At 45.0% G+C, this 23682-nt stretch carries 20 protein-coding genes; 11 read left to right on the plus strand and 9 right to left on the minus strand.

Features of this window, described 5'->3' with window-relative positions:
• Positions 1–2 precede the first annotated feature (2 nt).
• The 3 genes from HUU58_09955 to HUU58_09965 are packed head-to-tail and all read right to left on the minus strand — an operon-like array spanning position 3 to position 2449.
• The gene (locus HUU58_09955) at positions 3–482 is read right to left on the minus strand and encodes a hypothetical protein (GenBank protein ID NUN45993.1); all 480 of its coding nucleotides are present in this window, start codon (positions 480–482) and stop codon (positions 3–5) included.
• Positions 469–783 (minus strand): hypothetical protein, encoded by a 315-nt coding sequence (locus HUU58_09960; protein NUN45994.1) that lies wholly within the window; start codon positions 781–783, stop codon positions 469–471. The genes HUU58_09955 and HUU58_09960 overlap by 14 nt, the downstream gene beginning before the upstream one ends.
• Before the next feature lie 28 nt (positions 784–811).
• Positions 812–2449, minus strand: coding sequence for a phosphomannomutase/phosphoglucomutase (locus HUU58_09965; GenBank protein ID NUN45995.1), 1638 nt, complete (start codon positions 2447–2449; stop codon positions 812–814).
• A gap of 123 nt (positions 2450–2572) precedes the next feature.
• Here HUU58_09965 and HUU58_09970 point away from each other — a divergent pair, with 123 nt between their 5' ends.
• Positions 2573–3943 carry an NAD-dependent succinate-semialdehyde dehydrogenase gene (locus HUU58_09970; protein ID NUN45996.1) on the plus strand — a complete coding sequence of 457 codons (1371 nt, stop codon included), beginning with the start codon at positions 2573–2575 and terminating at the stop codon, positions 3941–3943.
• A gap of 61 nt (positions 3944–4004) precedes the next feature.
• Here HUU58_09970 and HUU58_09975 read toward each other — a convergent pair whose 3' ends face one another.
• Together HUU58_09975 and HUU58_09980 are read right to left on the minus strand one after the other, a co-directional pair.
• The gene (locus HUU58_09975) at positions 4005–4892 is read right to left on the minus strand and encodes an EamA family transporter (protein ID NUN45997.1); all 888 of its coding nucleotides are present in this window, start codon (positions 4890–4892) and stop codon (positions 4005–4007) included.
• Positions 4893–4943: 51 nt separating this feature from the next.
• Positions 4944–5552, minus strand: coding sequence for a LysE family translocator (locus HUU58_09980; protein ID NUN45998.1), 609 nt, complete (start codon positions 5550–5552; stop codon positions 4944–4946).
• 198 nt (positions 5553–5750) lie between these two features.
• Between HUU58_09980 and HUU58_09985 the strand changes: the two genes are divergently transcribed.
• The 6 genes from HUU58_09985 (at position 5751) to HUU58_10010 (ending at position 12082) form a co-directional block, all read left to right on the plus strand.
• Positions 5751–6167 carry a hypothetical protein gene (locus HUU58_09985; protein ID NUN45999.1) on the plus strand — a complete coding sequence of 139 codons (417 nt, stop codon included), beginning with the start codon at positions 5751–5753 and terminating at the stop codon, positions 6165–6167.
• A gap of 3 nt (positions 6168–6170) precedes the next feature.
• Entirely contained in the window at positions 6171–7085 is a 915-nt protein-coding gene (locus tag HUU58_09990) for a leucine-rich repeat domain-containing protein (GenBank protein NUN46000.1), read from the plus strand.
• 279 nt (positions 7086–7364) lie between these two features.
• Complete coding sequence (locus HUU58_09995) at positions 7365–7895, plus strand: DinB family protein (GenBank protein ID NUN46001.1); 531 nt, start codon at positions 7365–7367, stop codon at positions 7893–7895.
• Positions 7896–7919: 24 nt separating this feature from the next.
• The gene (locus HUU58_10000) at positions 7920–10166 is read left to right on the plus strand and encodes an NADP-dependent malic enzyme (protein ID NUN46002.1); all 2247 of its coding nucleotides are present in this window, start codon (positions 7920–7922) and stop codon (positions 10164–10166) included.
• 12 nt (positions 10167–10178) lie between these two features.
• Entirely contained in the window at positions 10179–10583 is a 405-nt protein-coding gene (locus HUU58_10005) for a hypothetical protein (GenBank protein ID NUN46003.1), read from the plus strand.
• 107 nt (positions 10584–10690) lie between these two features.
• On the plus strand, positions 10691–12082 hold the full coding sequence (locus tag HUU58_10010; protein ID NUN46004.1) for an alkaline phosphatase family protein: 1392 nt from the start codon (positions 10691–10693) through the stop codon (positions 12080–12082).
• On the opposite strand, the gene HUU58_10015 is transcribed toward HUU58_10010, so the two are convergent.
• Together HUU58_10015 and HUU58_10020 are read right to left on the minus strand one after the other, a co-directional pair.
• Positions 12079–12747 (minus strand): hypothetical protein, encoded by a 669-nt coding sequence (locus tag HUU58_10015; GenBank protein ID NUN46005.1) that lies wholly within the window; start codon positions 12745–12747, stop codon positions 12079–12081. The genes HUU58_10010 and HUU58_10015 overlap by 4 nt on opposite strands.
• Positions 12748–12795: 48 nt before the next feature.
• Positions 12796–13575, minus strand: coding sequence for a helix-turn-helix transcriptional regulator (locus HUU58_10020; protein ID NUN46006.1), 780 nt, complete (start codon positions 13573–13575; stop codon positions 12796–12798).
• A gap of 93 nt (positions 13576–13668) precedes the next feature.
• Between HUU58_10020 and HUU58_10025 the strand changes: the two genes are divergently transcribed.
• From HUU58_10025 to HUU58_10040, 4 genes are all read left to right on the plus strand, one after another.
• Positions 13669–15957, plus strand: a complete 2289-nt coding sequence (locus tag HUU58_10025) for a TonB-dependent receptor (GenBank protein ID NUN46007.1) — start codon at positions 13669–13671, stop codon at positions 15955–15957.
• A gap of 366 nt (positions 15958–16323) precedes the next feature.
• Positions 16324–17418 (plus strand): PorV/PorQ family protein, encoded by a 1095-nt coding sequence (locus tag HUU58_10030; protein NUN46008.1) that lies wholly within the window; start codon positions 16324–16326, stop codon positions 17416–17418.
• A gap of 85 nt (positions 17419–17503) precedes the next feature.
• Complete coding sequence (locus HUU58_10035; protein NUN46009.1) at positions 17504–20614, plus strand: T9SS type A sorting domain-containing protein; 3111 nt, start codon at positions 17504–17506, stop codon at positions 20612–20614.
• 96 nt (positions 20615–20710) lie between these two features.
• Positions 20711–21700 carry a phosphoribosylformylglycinamidine cyclo-ligase gene (locus HUU58_10040; GenBank protein NUN46010.1) on the plus strand — a complete coding sequence of 330 codons (990 nt, stop codon included), beginning with the start codon at positions 20711–20713 and terminating at the stop codon, positions 21698–21700.
• A 33-nt stretch (positions 21701–21733) separates the two neighbouring features.
• Here the strand turns inward: HUU58_10040 and HUU58_10045 are convergent, their stop codons facing one another.
• Together HUU58_10045 and HUU58_10050 are read right to left on the minus strand one after the other, a co-directional pair.
• Entirely contained in the window at positions 21734–22738 is a 1005-nt protein-coding gene (locus tag HUU58_10045; protein ID NUN46011.1) for a diguanylate cyclase, read from the minus strand.
• Positions 22722–23504, minus strand: coding sequence for a VWA domain-containing protein (locus tag HUU58_10050; GenBank protein ID NUN46012.1), 783 nt, complete (start codon positions 23502–23504; stop codon positions 22722–22724). Before HUU58_10050 ends, HUU58_10045 begins: the two co-directional genes overlap by 17 nt.
• Positions 23505–23682: the final 178 nt, after the last annotated feature.

Consider the following 23682-nt stretch of genomic DNA (forward strand, 5'->3'; position numbering starts at 1 on the left):
AGCTATCGGTTTCCTGTGACTTTGTAGAACTTCATATATTCGTCCGGTTGCAAAAACTCCAATTTTCCGAAACGACCGGCATACATTTTTTTATAACGCGGGGCATTCCATGAAACAAAAAGACGTATCGTACGCTGACGCACCAATGTAAACATCATGGCATCCAGAATATTACCCGTATTTTGGGTCATATACATGATTTCACCGAAAAAATGGTCTAAAAAATATTCGGTCGAAAGATCGTAAGTGCTTGGGTGAATAATTTCCAAGTTATACGTCCGATCAAAATTTTCATAAAAACCTAAAAGTTCTTTTTCGGTACAGTGCGGCGCGATCAAGCTGCATACTTCGAGCAGATTGAAAATCGTAGTATAGTTTTTTTGGACCTGAATGCGGTGGAGGAATAAACTATTGGTCTCGTATCGCGGATCATTGGTATAAAAATTATCCATGATAAAGATATCGCTGTCAATCATGATCATCGGCGTATCTCCTCAGGCTTTGGGATGCCGCTTCGATATTTTCATAGGGCAGTTTTCCGTCTATTTTGGCCGAGACCTGTTTTAGTTTCTCACGTGAACTGACTTGTTGTTCGGTAGAGACATCCGCTGCTTGACGGCGCCTGATTTTTTCCAATACGCTAACACCTTGCAATTCCGGTGCGACGCCATCGGAGATTTTTTCATCCGTCACGATGATGAGCAATTTCGTGTTGTTGTCGGCTTTGAGTTCCTCCAAAGCTTCCACTTTTCCGTTTCTATAAACGCCTTGTACGGTTTTCAATCGGTGTACTCCGGTTACATACGTCGTATCATGCGATGATCAGATCGGCTTCGTTGATTTGTACCGTCGGATATTCGCGTAATTTGGTTATCACCTCATTCATAATGGCATGAACGCGGGCTTCGGTTTTGGCTTCGAATCGTACCACCAGTACAGGCTGTGTATTGGATGCACGCACAAGACCCCAACCGTCACCATATAAAATTCGTACGCCATCTACGTCAATGATTTCATATTTCTTACGGAAATAATCGCGAACTTCATCTACGATGCGAAATTTATCCGCCTCGGTGGTGTCCACGCGAATTTCAGGCGTTGAATAAAATTTTGGAAAACTATCTGAAAGTTCAGATAGAGTATGCGGTGCACGGCTTATCATCTGCACCAGGCGTGCGGCCACATAAATCGCATCATCATACCCATAAAAGTCATCAGCAAAGAAAATATGCCCGCTCATTTCACCGGCGAGCGGATTATGGAGTTCTTTCATCTTAGCTTTAAGCAGCGAATGGCCGGTTTTCCACATTACCGGAACACCACCATGGGTTTGAATATCTTCAATTAAACCTTGCGAACATTTGACATCAAAAAGAATTTTCTGGCCTGGGTTTTTCTGATTGATTTCGCGGGCCAGCAAAGCGATCAGCTTGTCCGCCCAAACGACGCGGCCGAGTTCGTCAATAGCGCCTACGCGGTCCGTATCACCGTCAAATCCAAGGCCAAGATCGGCTTGATGTTCGACCACGAGATCCTGAAGGTCTTTGATATACTCCAGTTTGGTGGGATCAGGAAGGTGATTGGGGAATGTTCCGTCCGGTTCGCAATACAATTCGATCACTTCACAACCCAGTTTGCGGAAAATTTTGGGTGCGATCGTGCCAGCCGTACCATTGCCGGCATCAATAACGATTTTAAATTTCTTATCCAGATGGATTTTTTCGGTAATCATCTGAATGTATTGCGAAATGATCGTTTTTTCATGATAGGTGCCGTTGCCGGTAGCGAAAGCTTTGCCGTCAATGATGTGGCGGAGGCGCTGAATCTCTGTGCCAAAAATAGGGGCCAAGCCGAGGCACATTTTGAACCCGTTGTATTCACGCGGATTGTGGCTGCCGGTGACCATGATGCCGCCGTCGGTTTTATAAAAAACAATCGAGTAATAAAGTACGGGTGTGGGCACTTCACCGACGTCAATCACTTCAAGTCCGGTGGACATCATACCTTTGACCAATGCATTTTTGAGCGCGAGCGACGTAGTCCGGACATCCCGTCCGACGGTTACAACTTTGGCGCCTTTATCCACCATATACGTGCCGTATGCTTTACCGAGTAATTCAACGACTTCGATCTGTAAGTCATCGGCGACAATGCCGCGAATGTCGTATTCACGGAATATATTAGGATTTACAAAAACAGGTGATTTGGGTTTAAGCGAAGCGACGGATGATTTCTTCCCTGTGCTCTTCTTTTTTACAACTTTGCGAGATACCGGTTTAACCTTCTTACGCGCCGTAACTTTTTTGGACGGTTTACGCTTTGGTTTTACGGATTTCGTTTTTTTGGCAGGACGCGCAGATGTTTTAGCTAAAGTTTTTTTGGTCGCTTTTTTTGCTTTGAGTTTGGACTTGCGAACTACTTTTTTTACGGGTTTCTTTTTGGTCGGCATGATGGATCTCCGGTGCGTAGGCTAGTATTTATAACGGCAGTAAATTGTTTGTTTAGTGAGAAAAAAGCTTTAAAATTTAAAGCTGAATGACGGCTTTATCAAGAACTAAAACGCACAAAAAATATGTTACCATTTATCAGTATCAATCCATCCAACGGTAAAAAAATACAAAGTTATACAGAAACAGATAAGGACAAGCTCAACCGGATGATCCGCCAGTCTCATGAGCGATTTATTTTGTGGTCCCGAACAAGTTTTACCGAGCGCGCGAATCTGTTGAATAAAATTTCAGACGGATTGCTTCGTGAGAGAGAAAATTTGGCACGGCTGATGGCGTTGGAAATGGGTAAGCCGATAACGCAGGGGTTAGCCGAAGCCGACAAATGTGCATGGGTTTGCAGGTATTATGCCGAAAACGCAGAAACTTTTCTCAAACCAAACGATATTCCCACCGAAGCGAAAAAAAGTTACGTTTGTTTTTCTCCACTAGGTGTGGTACTGGGCATCATGCCATGGAATTTTCCGTTGTGGCAGGTGTTGCGATTTGCAGCGCCGACATGGATGGCGGGTAACACGATCATACTCAAACATGCACCGAATGTTTCGGGATGTGCGGAGGCCATTGCCCGATTGGTATCCGAAGCCGGCGCACCGCAAGGATTGTACTCCGTGATTCATGTTCAGCCTGATGTAATCGAAGATGTTATTTCTAATCCTTGTATCGCGGCGGTGACGCTCACCGGCAGTACAGCCGCGGGAAAGTCGGTCGCGGGTTTGGCCGGGCGAAATTTAAAAAAATGCGTACTTGAGCTTGGAGGGAGTGATCCGTACATCATTTTAGAAGATGCGAATTTGGAGACAACCGTGGACGCTTGTGTCACTTCACGCCTCATCAATAGCGGTCAAAGTTGCATCGCGGCCAAACGATTTATCGTCACAGCACCGGTCTATGATGATTTTGTGGAGCAATTTGTGCAGACGATGAAAATAAAAACGTATGGTGATCCGCAGGAGGGTAATTACGATATCGGGCCGATCGCGCGAAACGATTTACGTGAAAAACTTCATTCGCAAGTTCTAACAGGAAAACAAGAAGGCGCCCATGTAATACTAGGTGGTGAGATACCGGAAAGAGCGGGTTTCTTTTATCCTTGTACGGTAATTACCGATGTAAAAAAAGGAATGGCTTTATATCATGAAGAGACGTTTGGACCTGTGGCTACTATAATCCGTTCGGAAAATGAAACAGAAGCTATCGCGATAGCCAATGATACGATGTACGGGCTTGGCGCAGCCGTATTTACTTCCGACGTCGAGCGCGGTGAAAAATTAGCCAAGGATCATCTTTTAGCCGGTTCGTGTTTCGTTAATGCGTTTGTGCGCTCAGATCCGAGATTACCATTTGGCGGCATCAAAGAATCCGGATTGGGAAGAGAATTGGGTTTGTATGGCATACGCGAATTTGTAAACGTTAAAACAGTATATGTAGCGTGAGTATGGTGTTGCGCAATATTAATGCCATCGCACTCGGAACGAAATAAATTTCTTGGTAAAACTAACTCTTTATTTCTTGTGCTGTTGTTGTTCGTTTGATCGTCATCAAAACTACGGCCAAAATAATAATACCGGCAGATACCAAAGTTCGCACGGTCAATTCCTCGCCGCCCATCAAGGCACCCAGCAAAACGGCTACGATGGGGTTGACATACGCATACGTTGCTACTTTATTGGGGGCAACGTGTTTGAGAAGCCAAATATACGCTGTAAACCCAAGCAGCGAGCCAAAAACGCATAAATAAATAACAGCAAGAATGGATTTTTGTGATACGGCGCTCCATTGTACGGAATACCAGTCCCCGGTAAATACGGCAAGAATGAGCAATAACCCACCGCCGACCATCATCTCTATAGACACCGTCATCATCGGTGAGCTTGGCAAATGAGCACGTCGTGAAAAAAGCGAACCAAATGACCAAAGGAGCGTGGCTGCAATCAAAGCGAATGCGCCTAAGGTGTGGATTCTACCGCCGCCAATAATTTCCTCAGGTCCGATCAAGACGGCCAAACCGCATAAACCAAGAAGAATACTTACGATTTCGCGGCGCGTAGGCATTAGCTTATCACCGTAAAATCCATTGATCACGGACATCCATAGAGGCACGGTTGCTACAAGCAAAGCGGCTAAGCCGGACGGCACGTACGATTCGGCCCAGGTCACAAGACCATTTCCACCAAGCAGAAGCAAAGCGCCGATGATCGAGGCGTCACGCCAGTGTGAACGTTCCGGTGAGGGTTCACCGCGAAGTTTTAATACGATGAACAAAAATAAACCCGGTGAAAAATTTCGAATACCGGCCATCAAAAATGGCGGGATCGTTTCGATCGCATACTTAATGCCGAGATACGTTGAACCCCAAATGAAATAAATAGCCGCAAAGGCCAAAAGCGTTTTCAGACGGTGTGATGAATTTCCGATGATGATCTCCGATAAAGTTTATTTGGTAATAAGAACCAACGCTACGGTCAGTAAACAAATTCCCGCAATACGGTCTTGCCAGAGTACGGCTCGCGGTCCGGGTAAAAATTGTGCACCTTTATGAGCAATCCATCCATACGCCGACAGGATGATAAACTCCATGACACAACCTACAACAGCTAAAACAGTAAATTGTAAAGCAATGGATTTGTCCGGAGCGATAAATTGCGGTAACATGGATCCAAAATAAATCACCGCCTTGGGATTGGCCGCTTGTGTAATGATGCCTTGGCTGAATAATTTTTTATCAGCTTCAACTTGAACCGTTTGCATAGGGCGAGGTTTGGCCGTGATCAGTATTTTGATGCCCATAAATATGAGATATCCGATGCCGCCCCATTTTAGAACTTGAAATATAACAGGAAAAGCAAGCAAAGCGGCGCTTAGACCAAGAGCCGAAATAAAAAAATACAGCGCATTCATTACCTCAATACCCAGCGCACCCAGCATGCTTCCGCGCACGCCAAACTTCATGCCCTGACTCATAATGAGAAAAACCGCCGGACCCGGCGATAACGCCATCAAAAAAGTGGTTACAAAAAAAATCGAAAATAGAGCGTAGTCCATACGTGGCTTTTTAAATAATTTAAAGGTCAAAGATAAGTCGAATGAATAACCGGCACAAGTACCATTCTATGTCAAAAGATCATAGTCCATTGATCACACGATTCATCATAGTGCATTTCATTGGTTATACCAACCCGAAACTTGATATTGTCTTAACGAATCCACACATTCATTGTATCACTTATACTGGAGCGCGTTATGCTGAAGAAGTCTGTTTACAGCGTGATGGTTGTTTGGTTTTGGGTATTTAACGGTTTGGCGCAAGAAAAAGATCCTCTGAATTTGGCGGCATTAATGGCGTCACCCAATACAGTATATGAAGTACGATATAAAGACGGCGATGGTATACGCAAAACCCTATGCTATTTGCGGGCATCATTCAAGCCGGATCATATTTTATTATATGTCTTTGATACGGCTACTGACACTTATAAAAACATAGAAGTTCCTAAATCAGCCATCTACAGTGTCAAAGCATCTGGTGAAAGTATAGGACGTCACGCCGAGGAACAAAAAAAGCAATCACCGTTTACGCCCAAAAAACTGATCATCGGCGGAGTGATCGCATGCGCCTTGATCGGGGGTGTCGTCGCTGTATTACTTTTGCCCAAATAAACAATGATCGGATATAAGCGCGAAAACCTGAACACGTTTCCGAATGAAATTTTTTCATTCCGCGATCTCAGGGTTTTGCATCTTCATAAAAGCAATCTTACTTCGTTGCCCGATCGTTTTGAATTCTGCCCTCAGCTCACCGATGCGAGCTTTTATCAAAACGATTTAACTAAAATTCCCGAAAGTATTTTTAAGCTTAAAAACTTACGAAGACTCAATTTTGGTGATAATCGTATTGACACCCTCTCCTCTTTGATCGGTGAACTTCCCTGTCTTGAAATGCTTGATCTCGGACACAATGAACTGGATGAAATACCCGATGAAATCGGTGATTTGAGCGCTTTGCAATTTCTCTATCTCACAGATAACAATTTGACCGATTTCCCGCAAACATTAAAAAAACTAACCAACCTCCGGTATCTAAATATATCAGAGAATTCATTTAGTGGGTTACCGACTTCAATTGGGGAACTTACTTCGCTAGTCGAATTGCGAGCAAGCGATAATCGTATTGAGAACATGGATATTCGGTGGAACGGATGGCCAGCGCTTCGCGAACTGCATTTGCAAAATAATCAATTGACCAAATTACCGGATGGTTTGGGCGGCTTATCGTTATTGAGAAAACTTTTTTTACAAAATAATGAATTAAAAGAATTACCGTCGGTGCTGGCGAAGCTGAAGAGTTTAGTAGAACTTAATTTGCGAAATAACTGTCTATACGAATTGCCGAAAATGATCGGTGACTTAGTTCGTTTGGCTGATCTTGATCTTCGACAAAACTGCTTAAAAGACTTACCGGGGTCTTTAACCCGACTACCGCATCTCTATAAACTGGATTTGCGTTGGAATGAAATCAAAGAAAACAATCCTGTAGTCGAAGCATTACGCGAAAAGGGTTGTGTGGTTTATACCTGAATACAAGAAATTTAAATATCACTACATATCCAATCTCAATGTTACAAATCCAAATATAATTTACCCGCTTACGTTGAACTGAACGTAGAACTTATCTTACTCTCTCAAATCGTTATAAAATCAATTCCACAGAACATGATTTTTGTCATTCATTCATCTGCGATTGTAGGGGATATTGGCACATTCAGAAAAGTGTAACTTAATCTTTTCGAAATGTTTGTTTTATTTCTAAATCCTTGTACTTTACGCGGTCTTACTATTAACCAAAGGAGTCTGACCATGCGTATCGTATTATTATTAGCTGCATTGAATTTATCCGCGTCGCTTTACGCCCAGGATAAAAAAACGCCCGCCGCCGGTTTTCGAGCCGAATTTCTCATGCATTTGGATCAAATGGAAAAGAAATACACGGATATGGCGAACACCATTCCTGCGGATAAATACGGGTACCGTCCCGCTGAAGGCGTACGATCCATCGGTGAAGTACTGATGCATTGTGCCGGGGGAAATTATTTTTTACTCGGATTTATCGGCGTCAAATCCGATACACCGATGAACGAGAATTTTGAAAAAAATGCCGACCCCAAAAAAGCCACGGAAACGATTAAAGCTTCGTTTGCACTGGTGCGCAACACGGTGTTAAACATGAGCGATGCCGACATGGATAAGACAGTAAAATTTTTCGGCGGCAAAGACGCCACCATTCGCAATGTACTTTTTACGGCAATGAATCATCAACATGAACACCTTGGCCAGCTTATAGCGTACGCGCGTGCGAATGGAATTACGCCGCCGTGGAGTGCCAACTGATTCGTGTAAACCAAAGTGAGTACCATGATTTCCAAAGAAGAAGTTCTCGAATTTCATGCCCAGGGGCGTAAAGGGAAAATCGAAGTTGTCCCGACCAAACCCTGCTCGACCCAGCGTGATCTATCCATCGCATACAGTCCCGGTGTGGCTGTGCCATGTTTAGAGATCGAAAAAAACCCTGAAGACGCTTATAACTACACGGCTAAAGGGAATTTAGTCGCCGTCATTTCCAATGGAACAGCGGTGTTGGGGCTCGGAGATATCGGCGCTTTAGCCGGTAAACCGGTGATGGAAGGCAAAGGTGTGCTATTCAAGCGGTTTGCCGATATTGACGTTTTTGATATCGAACTGGATACTAAAAAAGTGGACGAAATCATCCGTGTCTGTCAGATTCTCGAGCCGACATTTGGCGGTATCAATCTTGAAGATATCAAAGCGCCGGAATGTTTTGAAATCGAAGAAACACTCAAAAAAACGATGAAAATCCCCGTGTTTCATGACGATCAACACGGGACAGCGATCATCTCCGGAGCGGCATTGCTCAATGCGACGGAACTTGTAGGCAAACGTATGGATGAAGTGCGCGTCGTCGTTAACGGTGCGGGAGCTTCAGGAATCGCGTGCGCCAATTTTTATATTAGCTTGGGTGTGAAACCGGAAAATCTGATTCTTTGCGATACCAAAGGCGTCGTGTATAAAGGACGCAAAGAGGGTATGAATAAATACAAAGAAGTTTTGGCCAACGATACGCCGCTTCGCACATTAGCGGACGCACTCAAAGGCGCCGATGTATTTGCCGGATTGTCCGTGGCGAATGTATTGACCCAAGACATGGTTAAAACGATGGCTCGTGATCCCATCATTTTTGCGATGGCCAACCCGGATCCGGAGATCACGTATGATGACGCCAAGGCCGCACGGCCTGATGCGATCGTCGCAACCGGACGATCTGACTATCCCAATCAGGTCAATAATGTTTTGGGCTTCCCGTTCATTTTTCGCGGCGCATTGGACGTACGCGCAACCACGATCAATGAAGAAATGAAGCGCGCGGCCGCGATGGCGCTGGCTAAGTTAGCCAAAGAAGACGTTCCGGATTCCGTATCTAAAGCCTACGGTGATGAGCGGCTTCGATTTGGTCGGGAGTATGTGATTCCCAAACCGTTTGATTACCGTGTGCTGATTTGGGAAGCGGCGGCCGTCGCACAAGCGGCGATGGAGTCGGGTGTGGCGCGCATCAAAGTGAATATCGAAGAGTATAAGGAACTTTTAGAGCGACGTCTTGGCAAATCTCGTGAAGTGATGCGTACCATGATCCATACGGCACGCAAACATCCTAAACGCGTGGTATTCCCGGAAGGCGCGCATGAAAAAATCTTACGGGCGGCGCATATTATTTTAGAAGAAGGTATCGCCAAACCCATACTTTTGGGGCGTCGCGAGCTGATCGAAAAAACGGCTGCTGAACTCGGCGTCAATATCAGCGGTGCGGAGATCATACATCCCTCGACGTCGGATAATTACCTGTCGTATGTAGAGAAATATTACGCGATGCGTCAGCGAAAAGGTGCAACCCTCACGGAAGCGCGCAATGCGATACGAAACTATACGACGTACGGTTCGATGATGGTGCGCTTGCGTGCCGCCGATGCGCTCATTGCGGGCGTGTCGCAGCATTATCCGGATACGATTCGCCCCGCGCTCCAGATCGTCGAAATGGAAGAAGGTATATCAAGCGTCAGCGGTTTGTATATGCTGATCATAAAAAATCAGATTTATTTTATCGCCGATGCGACGGTCAATATTGATCCGAGTGTGGAAGAACTGGCAGAGATTGCCATCGTCAGCGCTCGCGTGGCGCGTCGGTTTAATACCGAGCCGCGTGTCGCCATGATCAGTTTTAGTAATTTTGGCAGTGCACGTCATCCGCATGCGGAAAAAGTACGCAAGGCCGTTGAAATAGTTCGCCAACGTGAACCCAAACTCATGGTGGACGGTGAAATGCAGGCGGACACGGCGGTGGATGCGACCATACTTGAAAAAGACTATCCGTTCAGTACCCTCAAAGGCGGCGCCAACGTGCTTGTATTTCCGGAGTTGCAATCAGCCAACGCCGCATATAAATTACTCCAAAAGCTGGGCGGCGCAGAAACCATCGGCCCGATCCTTATGGGACTCCGTTATCCCGTGCACGTCTTGCAGCGCGGTTGCGAAGTCAACGATATCGTCAATATGACGGCTATCGCCGTGGTGGAAGCGCAGGAAAAATAAAACAGGAGACGCATGCGCCTTTTTTTAAACGGTATATTTGTATTCATACTATTAAATCTTGTCGCATGCGCTGCTACCCAACAAACGTCTTATAAACGTAAAGAAATTACGATGGACTTGTTGAGGGAACGCTTTTTAGATAAGAAATTTGCCGTTCGTATGCAGTTTTATATAAGCCGTGAAGAATTGATTGAGGAGACGGGTTATCTGAAATCCGCCGAGTCCGATAAGGCCGTGCTGTTCGAATATTATGATGCGCGAGACAAACAGTACCGCAATCTCGAAGTGCCGATACAAAATATCAATACGATTGAGCTTGCCAGTAAAGGCTCGGATCGTTTTAGTAAAACTCAAAAAGTCGCTATGGGATCAGCGATTGCGATGGCCTTATTGCTTGTGTTTGCCATTTCGATTTAGTTAAATGAATGTTTAAGCTGCCCAAAATCCGTCTGTAATTCGTCCTACAGATCGGCTTTGGCGCAGCTTTTATTTTATAGGAGATCAAACATATTCGTTCGATTATTTTGATTTTGATAGACGGCGCACGATACGATGTCTTTGAACGCCTTCTTGCCGAGGGCCGTCTGCCGGCGATTCAGGAGCACATTGTAGCCCGCGGCGCTTACCGTCGCATGACCACAGTTTTCACGTCCACCACAGGCCCTGCTTACGTCCCATTTCTGACAGGTTGTTTCCCCGGCAAAGCCAATTTACCGGGTATTCGCTGGTTTGATAAAACGGCCTTTGCCGAGAAACCTTTTTGGAATCCGCATCGCTTCCGTAGTTATTGCGGATGGGAAGGGTTTTTTATGAACCGGGATATTAACCCCAATATTAAAACAATATTCGATCTCACCGAGAATCCGATTAACATATTCGGCCCGATCACACGCGGAATTCCAAAAAACAACAATCGCGGTCCGCTGAAAAAAGCATGGATGATCGCACGGGCACACAGTAATGGGATATACGAACCGGTAGACGATGCGGCGTTTGAAGTATGCATGAAAACGTTGGATGAACCCACGGCGTTTCGGTTTCTGGCATTACCCGGTGTCGATGGTATTTCGCATAATACGTTTCCTCATCACGAACGCGTCCTAGCGGCATATGAACGAGCGGATCGCGGCATTGCGGCCATAGTCAGAAAACTAAAGTCCGCCGGACAATACGATCAAACCGTCATCGCCATATGCAGCGACCACGGTCTTTCGCAAACTCATACGCATTTTGATGTGCCGGTTTATATGGAAACATCGCTTGGTTTTAAAACGTTGTTTTATACCAATATTTTTCGGTGGAATCCCGATGCGTCGGCACAAGTTTCCGGCAATGGCATGGTGCACATTTATTTTAAAAACGGAGATTGGCGAAAACCGTGTTTTTATGAAGACATAATACGCTTCCCCATAAATCCGGTGGATGATTTTTTAAAACATGAAGCGGTTGATCTGGTGATAACGCGCATGCAAAACGGAGAAGCGCGCGTTGACAGCCGGCGTGGTACGGGTTTTATAAAAGAAGAAAATGAGCGTATCCTGTATCGTATCGAAGGCAATGATCCGTTTGGTTTTGAAGTTTTGCCGCCGTCCATGTCGCGAAATGAAGCGCTTGCAAGAACATTTGAGACGAACTACCCGGATGCGCTAGTGCAGATCGTACAAAATTTCCATTCACCCCGATGCGGAGATATGATGCTTTCGGCGACGGTCGGGTATGATCTGCGCTTTCGATGGGAAAACCCGGAACATAAATCGTCACACGGTTCACTGCATTGCGAACACATGATGACGCCCTTTTGCTGGAGTGTTCCAATATCGGCCGATCATGTGCGTACGGCCGATGTCTTTCCTTCTATGTTAAAAATTTTAGGACAAGATATCCCTGAGGGTATTGACGGCGTGTCGTTTGTTTAGGCGTTGCCGTACAAATTGAAATAGTTTATAAAAGACAATACAAACTCTTTCTCTTCCAAATATATCGGTTGTTTTTGCTGGATCTGAATCACCATCAGTTGCATGATACTGCCGCTGATGATCGGAATGCGCAGGTTATCGCTTGTGCGCATGGGCATGATTTCGGCTACGGTAGCTGTAAAGGCTCCGGCGATACGAACCGAAAGCGGCAGATGCCCGAAGAAAAAGCTTATCCCCAAACAAACAGCAAAACAAGCCAAAGCGCCTTCAAGCGTTTTTTCTAAACCTAAAAGGCGTGTGCGACCGATAGTTTTACCGATCAGCGCAGCCATACCGTCTCCAAATATCAAAAACAACAAACACAAGACCGCCACATCTTTGTGAAATGCAAAGATTACCAAAAATGAAGCGATGAGTAAAAAGGTAGCCCCGCTGTAGTGATCCGTTTCTCCGTCGCGCAGCATAGAACCGAAAAAACGATTGAAAAACGCACTAAAACTCGGAATATATAATCGCAAATATTCGGTAACGATCGCGATGCCAAGCAGCGCACCGATGCACCACAAGGCCGTAGCGTAATCGGTCAGATAATAGCCGATGGGTATTATCGCCGCCGAAAAATGAAAAAATTTGCGACGTAATTCGAGTGTAATTGATAAGCTCATAAAATCCTGTTACATCGGTTCATGCTAAAAACATGATTGCCGGCGGTATTATTGCGGTGAGTTTATTAATCCTACGGATTTGGCATAACTGATAGCTTCAAACGTATTGCTGACATTCAGCTTTTCAATGATACGCTGGCGGTGCGTATTGACGGTATTAACGCTGATATATAGCTTGTCTGCGATCTCTTTGCTGATCAATCCTTGAGCGATGAGTGTGAGTATTTCGTTTTCGCGTTCCGATAGCGGCGTTGAACCGATATCTTGTTTGGGCGGAAAATGATATAATGCGCCGGTTTTAAAATTAAGTGCCCGCGCGGTGAAAGGATTGTGTACATCTTCGAGCGGTGCCATATCCATCACCCCCAATCCCAACCACAGGTGGCCGTGGGCATCCGTTTCAAGACAAGAGTACTGCTCAATCACGGGAATGGTTTCCCCGGTTGATTTTACAATGCGATATGAGGTGACCATTTTATAATTTTTCTGTTCTGCCGCATCCAAATGCATGGCGAAACGCATAAAATAAATACCGGCTTGCAGCAGTTTGGGCAAATCTTCGTCCAGCACATGGTGATCCATGTAGGCATTGCCCTCCGCATTGGCGCGACTTACATCATACCCAAAAAGAGAAGTGTATTTGGACGAAAGGTAAATGTGCTCCTTGCGCTGTAAATCAAAAATGGACATAGCGCCACTGTTGACGACATCCAGTTGGTCAAGCAGGCGTTTGTGTTTGGCGATAATTTTGTCAGCCGATTTGGGAGGAACGATCGGCAAACTATCAAGCAGCGCATAATATTCGTCATATAGTGTTTTGAGTTCCATAATCTCCGGAATACTGATTTATCAGTATGGCAATGTAGAGGGCTGTAAGATTACTTTCAAGCGTTGAACTTAAGTATGGAAAGGAATTTTACGATGCGCATTTTACGCAGCCTGTTGTTATGGTCCTGTTTTTATTGTAGCTCGATTATAGGGCAAACGCCGGGTGGTACGATCAAGGGATTGATCATAGACAAAGAAACGAAAGAAACATTGCCGGGTGCTAATGTTTGGATTGTTGGGACGTCGCGGGGTGCCGTTACAAAAACGGACGGTAGTTTTGAAATCAAAGAACTGACATCAGGAACATACAGCCTCTCCGTGCAATATATCGGTTATGCGGTATTTACCAAACCGGATGTGATTGTCCGTGAACAGCGTATCACACCAGTTTTGATTGAACTGTTGCCGGAAGATGTTGAAGGGGAAACTATCGAAGTGCACGCCGATTATTTTAGCGCCACGGAATCCGCTTCTACCAGTACGACCAATCTTTCGTCGGAGGAAGTGCGTCGTTCGTCGGCGGCAGCCGGTGATGTAAGTCGTATCATCGCCGGTCTTCCGAGTGTGGCAAAAACGGATGAGCAAAAAAACAGTTTAGCTGTTCGCGGAGGAAGCCCTACCGAAAATGCTTTTTTTGTGGACGGGATTGAAATTCCTAACATCAATCATTTTCCGACGCAAGGGTCCAGCGGCGGCGCCATCGGTATCCTCAATGTGGATTTGATACAAGATGTTAATTTTATGACGGGCGGGTTTTCATCCGCATACGGTGATCGTCTATCATCCGTTCTTGATTTACGTCTTCGCGAAGGCAATCGTGATGCGATGGACGGGCAATGGGATCTCAATTTTGGAGGAACGGGCGGTGTTTTTGAAGGCCCATTCTCGGGCAAAAAAGGGTCATGGCTTTTTTCCGTCCGACGCAGTTATGTGGATATCATTGCCAAAATGATAGATGTTAATGTGACGCCTTGGTATGCCGATGCGCAATCTAAAATAGTATATGATGTCGGAAACAATCATCAACTCAGTTTGATCCATATTTCAGGTTATGATGAAAACAACATTTCAAAAAAGCAGGGAAAAAAATTGGATATTCCTACTTATGGCAAGGAGACGCACTTGCAAAATACGACCGGATTGACGTGGCGATGGCTGTGGAATAAAAAAGGTTATACTTTAGGCGTCGTATCGTTTTCCGCTATTCGCTTCGGAACAGATTTTAATTCAGCCCGAACGGATTCACTTTTGATAAAAAACAAGTCCAGTGAAAATTATATTCAATACCGGCAGACCGCGTTTTATCGGTTTAATAATTTTCACAGTTTAGAATTTGGTTGGCATGCCAAAACGGATGTTAATCATTACGATCAGGCGTATGGTGCCAATACGGATCCGGTGGGTAATGTGATACCCTCAATGACGCTAAATGATAAGCTAAAAACATTTCAAACCGGTTTTTTTGCAACCTATACGATGCGTCCGTTTCAAAAACTGGAAACACAAATCGGTACACGTGGTGACTATTTCTCCTATACGCAGCGATGGCACGTATCGCCTCGTGTGTCGGTCGGATATGAATTGACCACGGCTACATCTGCACAAATAGCGGCGGGGATATATTATCAGAATTTACCGAAAAATCTTTTAGCGCAGAATAAGGCTCTTAAAAACAATAACGATCCATATGCGGTACACTATGTTGCCGGAATGCGGCACCGTTTTTCCGAAGATACACGCCTGACCGTCGAAGGGTATCTAAAAGAATATTATCATATGCCGATGGATCCGACACAACCCGGCCTTTTTGTGGTGGATGAAATCCAATATCGTAACGGTTTTTTTTACGATCATGCTACGCTAAATGATGACGGCAAGGCACGCGTCATAGGTATTGAAGTTACGATTCAAAAAAAATTAGCACGACGCTTTTACGGTATTATCAGCGGTACTTACTATCAATCGCGGTATAAAGGACTCGATCATCGTTGGCGCGACCGCGTTTTTGATAACCGATTTATTGCGGGGATAGAAGGCGGCTTTAAACCGAATGCAAAATGGGAGTACAGCGGACGATTCATTATCGCCGGAGGTGCGCCCTATACACCATTTAACGTGCCGGCTTCGGAAGCGGCGCAGCAAGCTGTATTTGATGTGAATCAGATTAATGCTAAACGGTATCCGGTGTATCATTCGATGAACTTGCGCGCAGATCGGAGATTTCAATTGAGCGGAAGTAATCTCATTACGTATATCAGTCTATGGAATGTGTACAATCAAAAAAATGTAGCTTCGTATTATTGGAATGAAATCGAAAACAAAAAGGATAAAGCCTACCAGTGGGGGTTCGTACCGGTTTTTGGGTTGGAATATGAATTTTAATGCATACTCTCTCTTCACAAAACCGCTTCCATCCGAAGCGGTTTTTTTGTTAAAAATCGTTTGACAGCGACATACGTGTTCCCTATATTCTCCATGTGTTTGATCCCCTAACCCCCTCTATACGAAAGGAGATTTTGATCAGACAATTGCTACGGTTTCAATGACGCGAAAGCGATCTGATTAAAACTCACTCAGCCTTATTTCCGGTTGTTGTTATACGTCAAAGAAACGAAAATTTCTTTGTATTGGTTTTTTTAAATTTATTATCTTACAGGAGGTTTATCGTAGTACACTTTGCTAAAGGGAAAATCAACACTAACTTCTAAGAATCTTATTGGAGAAAAGAAATATATGCAGGTATCATGTTTGAAAAATAGCAACATTGTTGCGGCGATTTTTTTGATGTTCGTTTGCTCTTTTGAAACACAAGCCCAGACGAGTGAAGCGGGAGTTCTCTTTTTGCTTGTACCTCCGGGCGCACGACACAACGGTATGGGCCAAACCGGTGTATCAACGGCTAACGATGCCAACGCCATTTACTACAATCCCGGTGCACTGGGATTTATTGCAACGCAAGAAACGCCTCGCGATGTCCAGTTTATGCACGTCAATTGGTTGCCGCAGTTCAACCTCAGTGATCTTTTTTATGACTACGGCTCTGTTGTTATGTATTTGCCGGATATCGGCGTTGTCGGATACAACTTCACCTATTTTAATATCGGCGAACAACAGCGTACCAATGCCGCCGGCGATGATCTCGGAACGATTCATAGCTACGAATTGTCCACCGGAGTGACCTACGCTACAAAAATGACCGAAGATTGGGGTATTGGCGGCAATTTCAAATTTATCTATAGCAGTCTTGATAATAAAAAAGGGGCAGACAATAATACGGCTGAAGTTCAAAACGGCGTCGGCAGTTCCGTTGCGATAGATATTGGCGTGATGAAAAAAAACTTTTTCGTTGAAGACCTTACTTTCGGGGCGAGCCTTGTCAATGTCGGTCCGAGCATCGCTTATGCGGATGAAGATCAAGCGGATCCCTTACCGACTAATTTGCGTTTAGGTGTGTCGTATCCGGCCTACCAATCCGAATTTAATAATGTTCTTGTCGCCTACGAAATCAATCGCCAAATTGTACGCGGACGCAGCACCGGTTCAGATCCTTTGATCAGCGGCAATTCTAAGTTTTTTACACGCTCGGCGATCTTTACAACATGGGCTGACAATGGATGGCATCGTTTAGGACATAACATCGGAGCTGAATACACCTATTCGGATTTCGTAGCTATGCGAACGGGTACATCACTTGATTTTGCCGGTAAACTTTATGATCTGACATTTGGTGTAGGTATTCGTTATGATGTATTCAAAATTGATTTTGCGTACTCTACAGGTTTGACGGAACGCTTCAATGCGAGAGACGGGTCGCAGTTTTACAGCATCGGCGTTCGTTTCTGATATCAATTTTTTAATGTATGTTCAGAGCCGAATTCTCCGCGCGTGAATTCGGCTTTTTTATATCTATCAATATTTCTAAAAAATCATGAAAAAAGTTTTTTTGTTTTTCGTCCTGTGTGTTTTTTACGGAGTTCATGGGCAGTCCAATCTGCAACGCGCCTTCACATCCAAAAAAGATTTCGCTTCCAAAAGTAAAACGAGCGGTCCGCTCCGAGTTTTAGCGCTAAGGGTTCAATTTAAAGCGGATAACAGCGGACAAACTACAGGGAATGGCCGCTTTGATTTGCGGGATCTGCGTGACTCGCTACGCATTGATCCGGCGCCCCACGACAAGCGTTATTTCGAAGATCATTTGCTGAGTATGCGTAATTATTTTTATGATGTATCGGACGGCGCACTGGATATTACTTATACCGTAAAGCCGAATGGGGACACCGCCGCATATAATCTTTCAAGGACGATGGAGTATTATGGTCGTATCGTTTCCCGCGACGAACGCGACGAACTTTTGGCTGAACTTTTGCATGATGCGATAACAACGGCCGATACCACGGATGGCATTGATTTTTCACAATACGACCACGTTATTGTTTTTCATGCCGGAGTCGGACAGGATTTTAGCTTGGAAGATGCGACACCTCGCGATATACCCTCACGTTTTGTGACACCGTCAGTCGTTGATCAAAAATACAGCGGAGGAATTTCGGTCAATAACGGTGCGCATCACGTCCAATCCGGCATCATCGTTCCGGAAACGGAAAGTCAATATTTCACCGATGCTGTTTTAGGTGTTGAGGTTTTTCGTGAAATCGGGCTGAACGGTATTTTGATTGCCAATTTTGGCAGTGCGCTCGGCATGCCGGATATGTTTAATACCGATCAGGGAACGCCCGGCATTGGCGTTTTTGGCCTCGAAGATCAAGGTGCTGTCAACGGTGACGGCATGATCCCTGCCGAACCTGATCCATGGACTAAAATATATATGGGTTGGGCGCAACCCATCGTTGTTACCGATACTATCCATGCGCAACTGCAGTCTCGTAAAACGGCAGGGCATTCGGTAATATTAAAAGTTCCTGTTTCGGCATCCGAATACTATCTCATCGAAAACAGGCAACGTGACGTTATTTCCAATACCCTGTCACCGGAAACATTAATTCGAATTGACACGATATATAATGTGGACAATACGATTGATGAGATAGACACGGCTTACATGACGGGAGTCGAGCGCTCACCCGTCAGCGGCGTAATAACCAAAGTGGATGAATACGACAGTGCTTTACCAGGCAGTGGTTTGTTGATATGGCATGTGGATGAAAATGTCATCGCGGCTAATCTCAGTGATAACGCGATCAATAATAATATCGAACGTCGCGGTGTTCGCGTAGTGGAAGGATCCGGTTCGCAGGATATCGGGCGCAATTTTCAGAGTTTTTTTGGAACGACCGTCGGTGCCGGAGATAAGTATGATTTTTTCTTTCACGGTAATGAAGGGTTTAGGTTCTACAATAAAAAAACAGATTCGGTGTTTTTTGATTCTAAATCTGTACCGGCCGCACTAACTTACGATCGCGCATCGACCGGCGTACGTATCACCGGTATCAGTGTGCGCCAACCGGTCATGGCATTTAATCTGCAAACATCGCTTCAACAAAATGGGTTTCCTCAATATACGGGCGTCACCATACCTCAAGCCGGGTTGACATGGGGTAACATTCAGGGCGACGCCCAAAAAGAAATCATAGCGGTTAGTGAAAAAGGTTTGGTTTTTGTTTGGCAAGCGAATGGATCTGAAGTGATAGATCGCGATCAGACTATTACGGATCATCGTTTGGGCCAAGATTCAGTTCAGTTTGCGTATGCGTGGATTTCGAATCTTGATGATTCTGTAGCCGGTGGACCGGCGATATCCGATTTGGATCAGGATGGTTATGATGAAATCATCATTACGACTAAAAGCGGTAAAATTTTTGCCCTGCGTGGCACCGATGGTAATAACGATAAAATAGCCGATACTTTATTTGTGTACCTTACCGGTCAGACGATCACAACTTCCGCGATGGTATTACCCGATCGGCGAATTGTCGTCGGAACTTCGACGGGGAATATAATTATCTTACATCCTAATGGAGTTTTCGATGCTACTCTGGCGTTGAGTTCGGCGATAAGAGCAATTGCGCGATTGGAAAACGATTATTTGGTTGTAGCGACAAGACAACATATTGCGAAAGTCAATTTGAACAATATGACATTCACGTCGGACGCATATGTTCCTGCATCAGGTTCTGTTTGGCTGGTAGCAGGCGATATGGATCAAAATGGCGTCAATTCCATTATCGCAGCAAACGGAAAAAACATACATCCGTTTTATTCGGAACCACCGTTTACGTATGAATTACCTTCCGTTATTTCGGCACCGCCTGTGATCGGTGACATAGACGGAGATGAATATCCGGATATTGTTTTTGCTGTAGAAAACTTTGTATATGCACTCAACCATAATGGCGCGTTGGTAAATAATTTTCCCGTAAGGCTCAGTGATGCATACCGGGTGGATCAGATCATTTCCTCACCGCTTTTAGCGGATATTGATAATGACGGGCAATGCGATATTTTGATTGGGGGCTCGGATGGGCTCATCTATGCCGTGAATGCTCGTGGAGAGAAGATCGGCGGTTTTCCGCTCACGATCGGTGATGAAGCAATCGCGTCGCCTATGATAACGGATCTGGACGGAGATTTTGATTTGGAAATGGTTTCCGTTTCCGCTGAAGGGTATGTGTATAATTTTGATTTACCGGCGACGTTGACTTTACAAACACTAAAATGGCCAAAGTACGGACGTGATCTTTCACTTAGTCACTTGAGTAATGAAAGCAATACGCCCGATTCGGTCTCGACGGGAGTGCTCATGCCGGCCCGATCGGTTTATAATTATCCCAATCCGACGCGCGGTGAACGAACGGTAATACGTTATTTTCTTTCGGAATCGGCAAAAGTATCAATTAAAATTTTTGATTTGGCCGGTGATTTAGTAACGACACTTCACGGTCCCGGTTTGGCTCAGACGGATAATGAAGTAGTTTGGAATCTGGATCGCGTTCAAAGCGGCGTGTATTTTGCAAAAGTACAGGCTAAAACGTCTTCCGGGAAAAAGGAAATACGTACGGTAAAAATCGCCGTGACCAAATAAGAGTTTTTTTGATCGTTGTTTTTGGTATTGGCTTTTTTGTATAATCCCGCAACGAGAGTTTTTTACACAGATGGAGATACTTTTTTGTCCAAAGTAATTACATACAAAGATGCCGGCGTAGATATAGCCGCCGGTAATTCGACCAAAGATCAAATCAAAAAAATGGTTCGAAAAACGTACAACGCCAATGTACTTTCGGAGATTGGCCTATTCGGAGGGTTTTATCGTTTTCCCAAGAGTAAATATAAAGACCCGGTATTAGTTTCGAGCGCGGATGGCGTGGGTACCAAATTAAAAATTGCCGTGATGACCGGCCAGCACGATACCGTCGGGGAAGATTTGGTTAATCATTGTGTGAACGACATTTTAGCTTGCGGGGCCAAACCGCTATTTTTTCTGGATTATCTCGGGCTTGGAAAAGTACATCCGGATGTGATCCGCAATATCATCATCGGTCTGACGCGCGGCTGCAAAAATAACGGCTGTGCACTTATCGGCGGTGAAACGGCGCAAATGCCCGGGTTTTATGCGGATGACGAATACGATATGGCGGGTACGATCATCGGCGCCGTCGAACGAAAAAACATGATCAATGGCCGCACGATACGCAAAGGCGATATCATGATCGGACTTTATTCCAGTGGTTTGCATACTAACGGCTATTCGCTGGCCCGCAAGGTTTTACTGGAAACGTATAAACTGGAGCAATACGTGGAAGAATTGGGTTGCACGGTAGCTGAGGAATTATTGAAAACGCACAAAAGTTATTTGAAACCCGTTTCTGCAGTGATGGATAAAATTCAAATCAAAGGTATTTCCCATATTACGGGCGGCGGTATTGTAGAGAATACGGAACGCATCATTCCGAAAAAACTGAAAATGCATATCGATTGGTCGGCCTGGCAGGAGTTGCCTATTTTCGGATTGATTCGCCGCTTAGGCAATGTACCGCACGATGATATGGTGCGTACTTTTAATCTTGGCGTCGGCATGATACTGATCGTGAGTCCGAAAGACGTAACAAAGACGATGCAGACATTGAAATCTAAAAAAGAAAAACCGTTTGTGATGGGTGAAATAGGTTGATCGAAAAATCAACCCGGTGAAGGTATCGGAAAACTAAAACTTTAGTTTACTTACACGATTTTTGAAAACCGTCGAAGCCGGATTATAAATCACCACGCGATTGCGGCCGGTTTCCTTGGCTTCGTACAAAGCTTCGTCGGCACATCGTACCAAGTTATCACCCTCGTTGGAATCATTGGGATACTGCGCTACGCCGATACTGATATTGACGTTGAAATCCGTTTTATCGTACGGCGAGTGAAAATAACGATCCTGGAAATCGGATCGTATGCGGCTCATTACCATCGCCGCATCTTTGCTCAACGTCATAGGCATTATTATACAAAACTCTTCTCCGCCATACCGGCACACGATATCCTGTGTTCGCAATGATTTTTTTATAGTTTGTCCGACGGCATTGAGCACAAAATCGCCGGCACGGTGTCCGTACGTATCGTTGAATTTTTTGAAGTGGTCAATATCCACCATCACCAGCGCCAGAGGTTGATTATAGCGTTTGGAGCGGTTCAGTTCGACCGGCAAACGATCGTCAAACAAGCGGCGATTGTACACACCCGTCAAAGCGTCCACGTATGTAAGTTTCATGAAGTTGCTGGAAATCTGAATTGCGCGATCAATGCGCACTTCGAGTTCCTGTAAATCAAACGGTTTTTGCAGAAGGCCGTCGCCGCCAGCTCTGAATACATTTATTTTGGTTTCGAGATTGCTGACCGCCGTCATCACGATAACAGGAATAAGCATAGTACCGGGATGTTGACGCAACTGGCGTATCATCTCAAGTCCGTCCATTTCCGGCATAATGATATCAACGAGTATCGCATCCGGTTTTTCCGTCATGGCAATACGGAGACCTTCGACACCATTGGTAGCTTCGCGAATTTCAAACGAACGTTTACCCAAAAACTCCGTAACCATATTGCGTACGGCTGTATCGTCTTCGACGATCAGAATACGGCTCTTAGGTATGATATTATCGTTGTTTTCGTTTGAGGGTTCGGCAAAGATCGGATCTTGTGTCATATTAGCGAATACTTTCAAGTAATTTTCTTTTCGAGTCCGTGAGAATACCTTTTTGCCGCAGTTCTTCGGTATAAGCCTGAAGCAGCAGTGGGTTGGATTCTTTGATGCTCACGGCCACTATCAGATTGACCAAGTCGTGAATGGCTTCCAATGTCACAAACTTACCGCCGGTTTTGTCGGCAAGCCATTGAAAATTAGCACGCGTTTCCGCGACATTATTACACAGCACGGTGTACACTTTAACATGTTTTTCGATCAGACGGTTGGTTTCAACCCGGTAATCACGATGGCTCGTACATTCTTCAAAACCATCCATCACACCATGAGGCGGTTTATCGCCGATCAAAATAATAGCTTTTCCTTTATTACCGGGCGACCAATCAAGTTGATTGGCCTCAAACAGTGCGCATTCGACCGCTTCCGGACCACCGCCACCGGCACCGGGTTCGATTGCCGGGGAACGTAGAAATGAAATCACATCCTCTTCTTTATCCGTCAGCGGCAGGGTTTTGGTAACGTATGGCCCCTGCTCGTGATCTTTATAAACGATAACAGATAAACGTGCATCGGGTACTCGTTTACGAATTTCACGCACGATGAGCTGGACGTGAACCTGCACTTCGGACAAGTACGTATCCATACTGCCCGTCGTATCAAACATGATCACTACTTCAAGCGAACTGGCTTTTCGCACTTTATCCAAAACAGGCTTGGATAGCGCTTTGTGCTCAGCGATCTTTTTTAAGAGCGCTTCTTTTTGCTTTTGTACGATTTCGCCACTCATAGCTGCATTTGAAGTGTTCGGGAAATGATTTTCGAATATACACGAAAAGCCATGCACAGACAAACAAAAATTTTAAGATAAATGGGAAACGGAAGCAACATCGTACCCCCCTTTGGATAGAAGGGAAAGAAGGATTGAGATTGGTGATAGAACATTGCAGGAAGTCTTGCGAGCGTAG

Source organism: bacterium (genome assembly GCA_013360215.1).
Classification (GTDB): Bacteria; CLD3; CLD3; order SB21; family SB21; genus JABWCP01.

Bases quoted from the DNA above. Each gene is read 5' to 3' on its own strand.
- HUU58_10005 (NUN46003.1), top strand. From the start codon at position 10,179: ATGCGCCTTTTTTTAAACGGTATATTTGTATTCATACTATTAAATCTT.
- HUU58_10050 (NUN46012.1), bottom strand. From the start codon at position 23,504: ATGAGTGGCGAAATCGTACAAAAGCAAAAAGAAGCGCTCTTAAAAAAG.
- HUU58_09995 (NUN46001.1), top strand. From the start codon at position 7,365: ATGCGTATCGTATTATTATTAGCTGCATTGAATTTATCCGCGTCGCTT.
- HUU58_09980 (NUN45998.1), bottom strand. From the start codon at position 5,552: ATGGACTACGCTCTATTTTCGATTTTTTTTGTAACCACTTTTTTGATG.
- HUU58_09985 (NUN45999.1), top strand. From the start codon at position 5,751: ATGCTGAAGAAGTCTGTTTACAGCGTGATGGTTGTTTGGTTTTGGGTA.
- HUU58_10025 (NUN46007.1), top strand. From the start codon at position 13,669: ATGCGCATTTTACGCAGCCTGTTGTTATGGTCCTGTTTTTATTGTAGC.
- HUU58_10000 (NUN46002.1), top strand. From the start codon at position 7,920: ATGATTTCCAAAGAAGAAGTTCTCGAATTTCATGCCCAGGGGCGTAAA.
- HUU58_10015 (NUN46005.1), bottom strand. From the start codon at position 12,747: ATGAGCTTATCAATTACACTCGAATTACGTCGCAAATTTTTTCATTTT.
- HUU58_09990 (NUN46000.1), top strand. From the start codon at position 6,171: ATGATCGGATATAAGCGCGAAAACCTGAACACGTTTCCGAATGAAATT.
- HUU58_09970 (NUN45996.1), top strand. From the start codon at position 2,573: ATGTTACCATTTATCAGTATCAATCCATCCAACGGTAAAAAAATACAA.
- HUU58_10020 (NUN46006.1), bottom strand. From the start codon at position 13,575: ATGGAACTCAAAACACTATATGACGAATATTATGCGCTGCTTGATAGT.
- HUU58_10035 (NUN46009.1), top strand. From the start codon at position 17,504: ATGAAAAAAGTTTTTTTGTTTTTCGTCCTGTGTGTTTTTTACGGAGTT.
- HUU58_09965 (NUN45995.1), bottom strand. From the start codon at position 2,449: ATGCCGACCAAAAAGAAACCCGTAAAAAAAGTAGTTCGCAAGTCCAAA.
- HUU58_09955 (NUN45993.1), bottom strand. From the start codon at position 482: ATGATCATGATTGACAGCGATATCTTTATCATGGATAATTTTTATACC.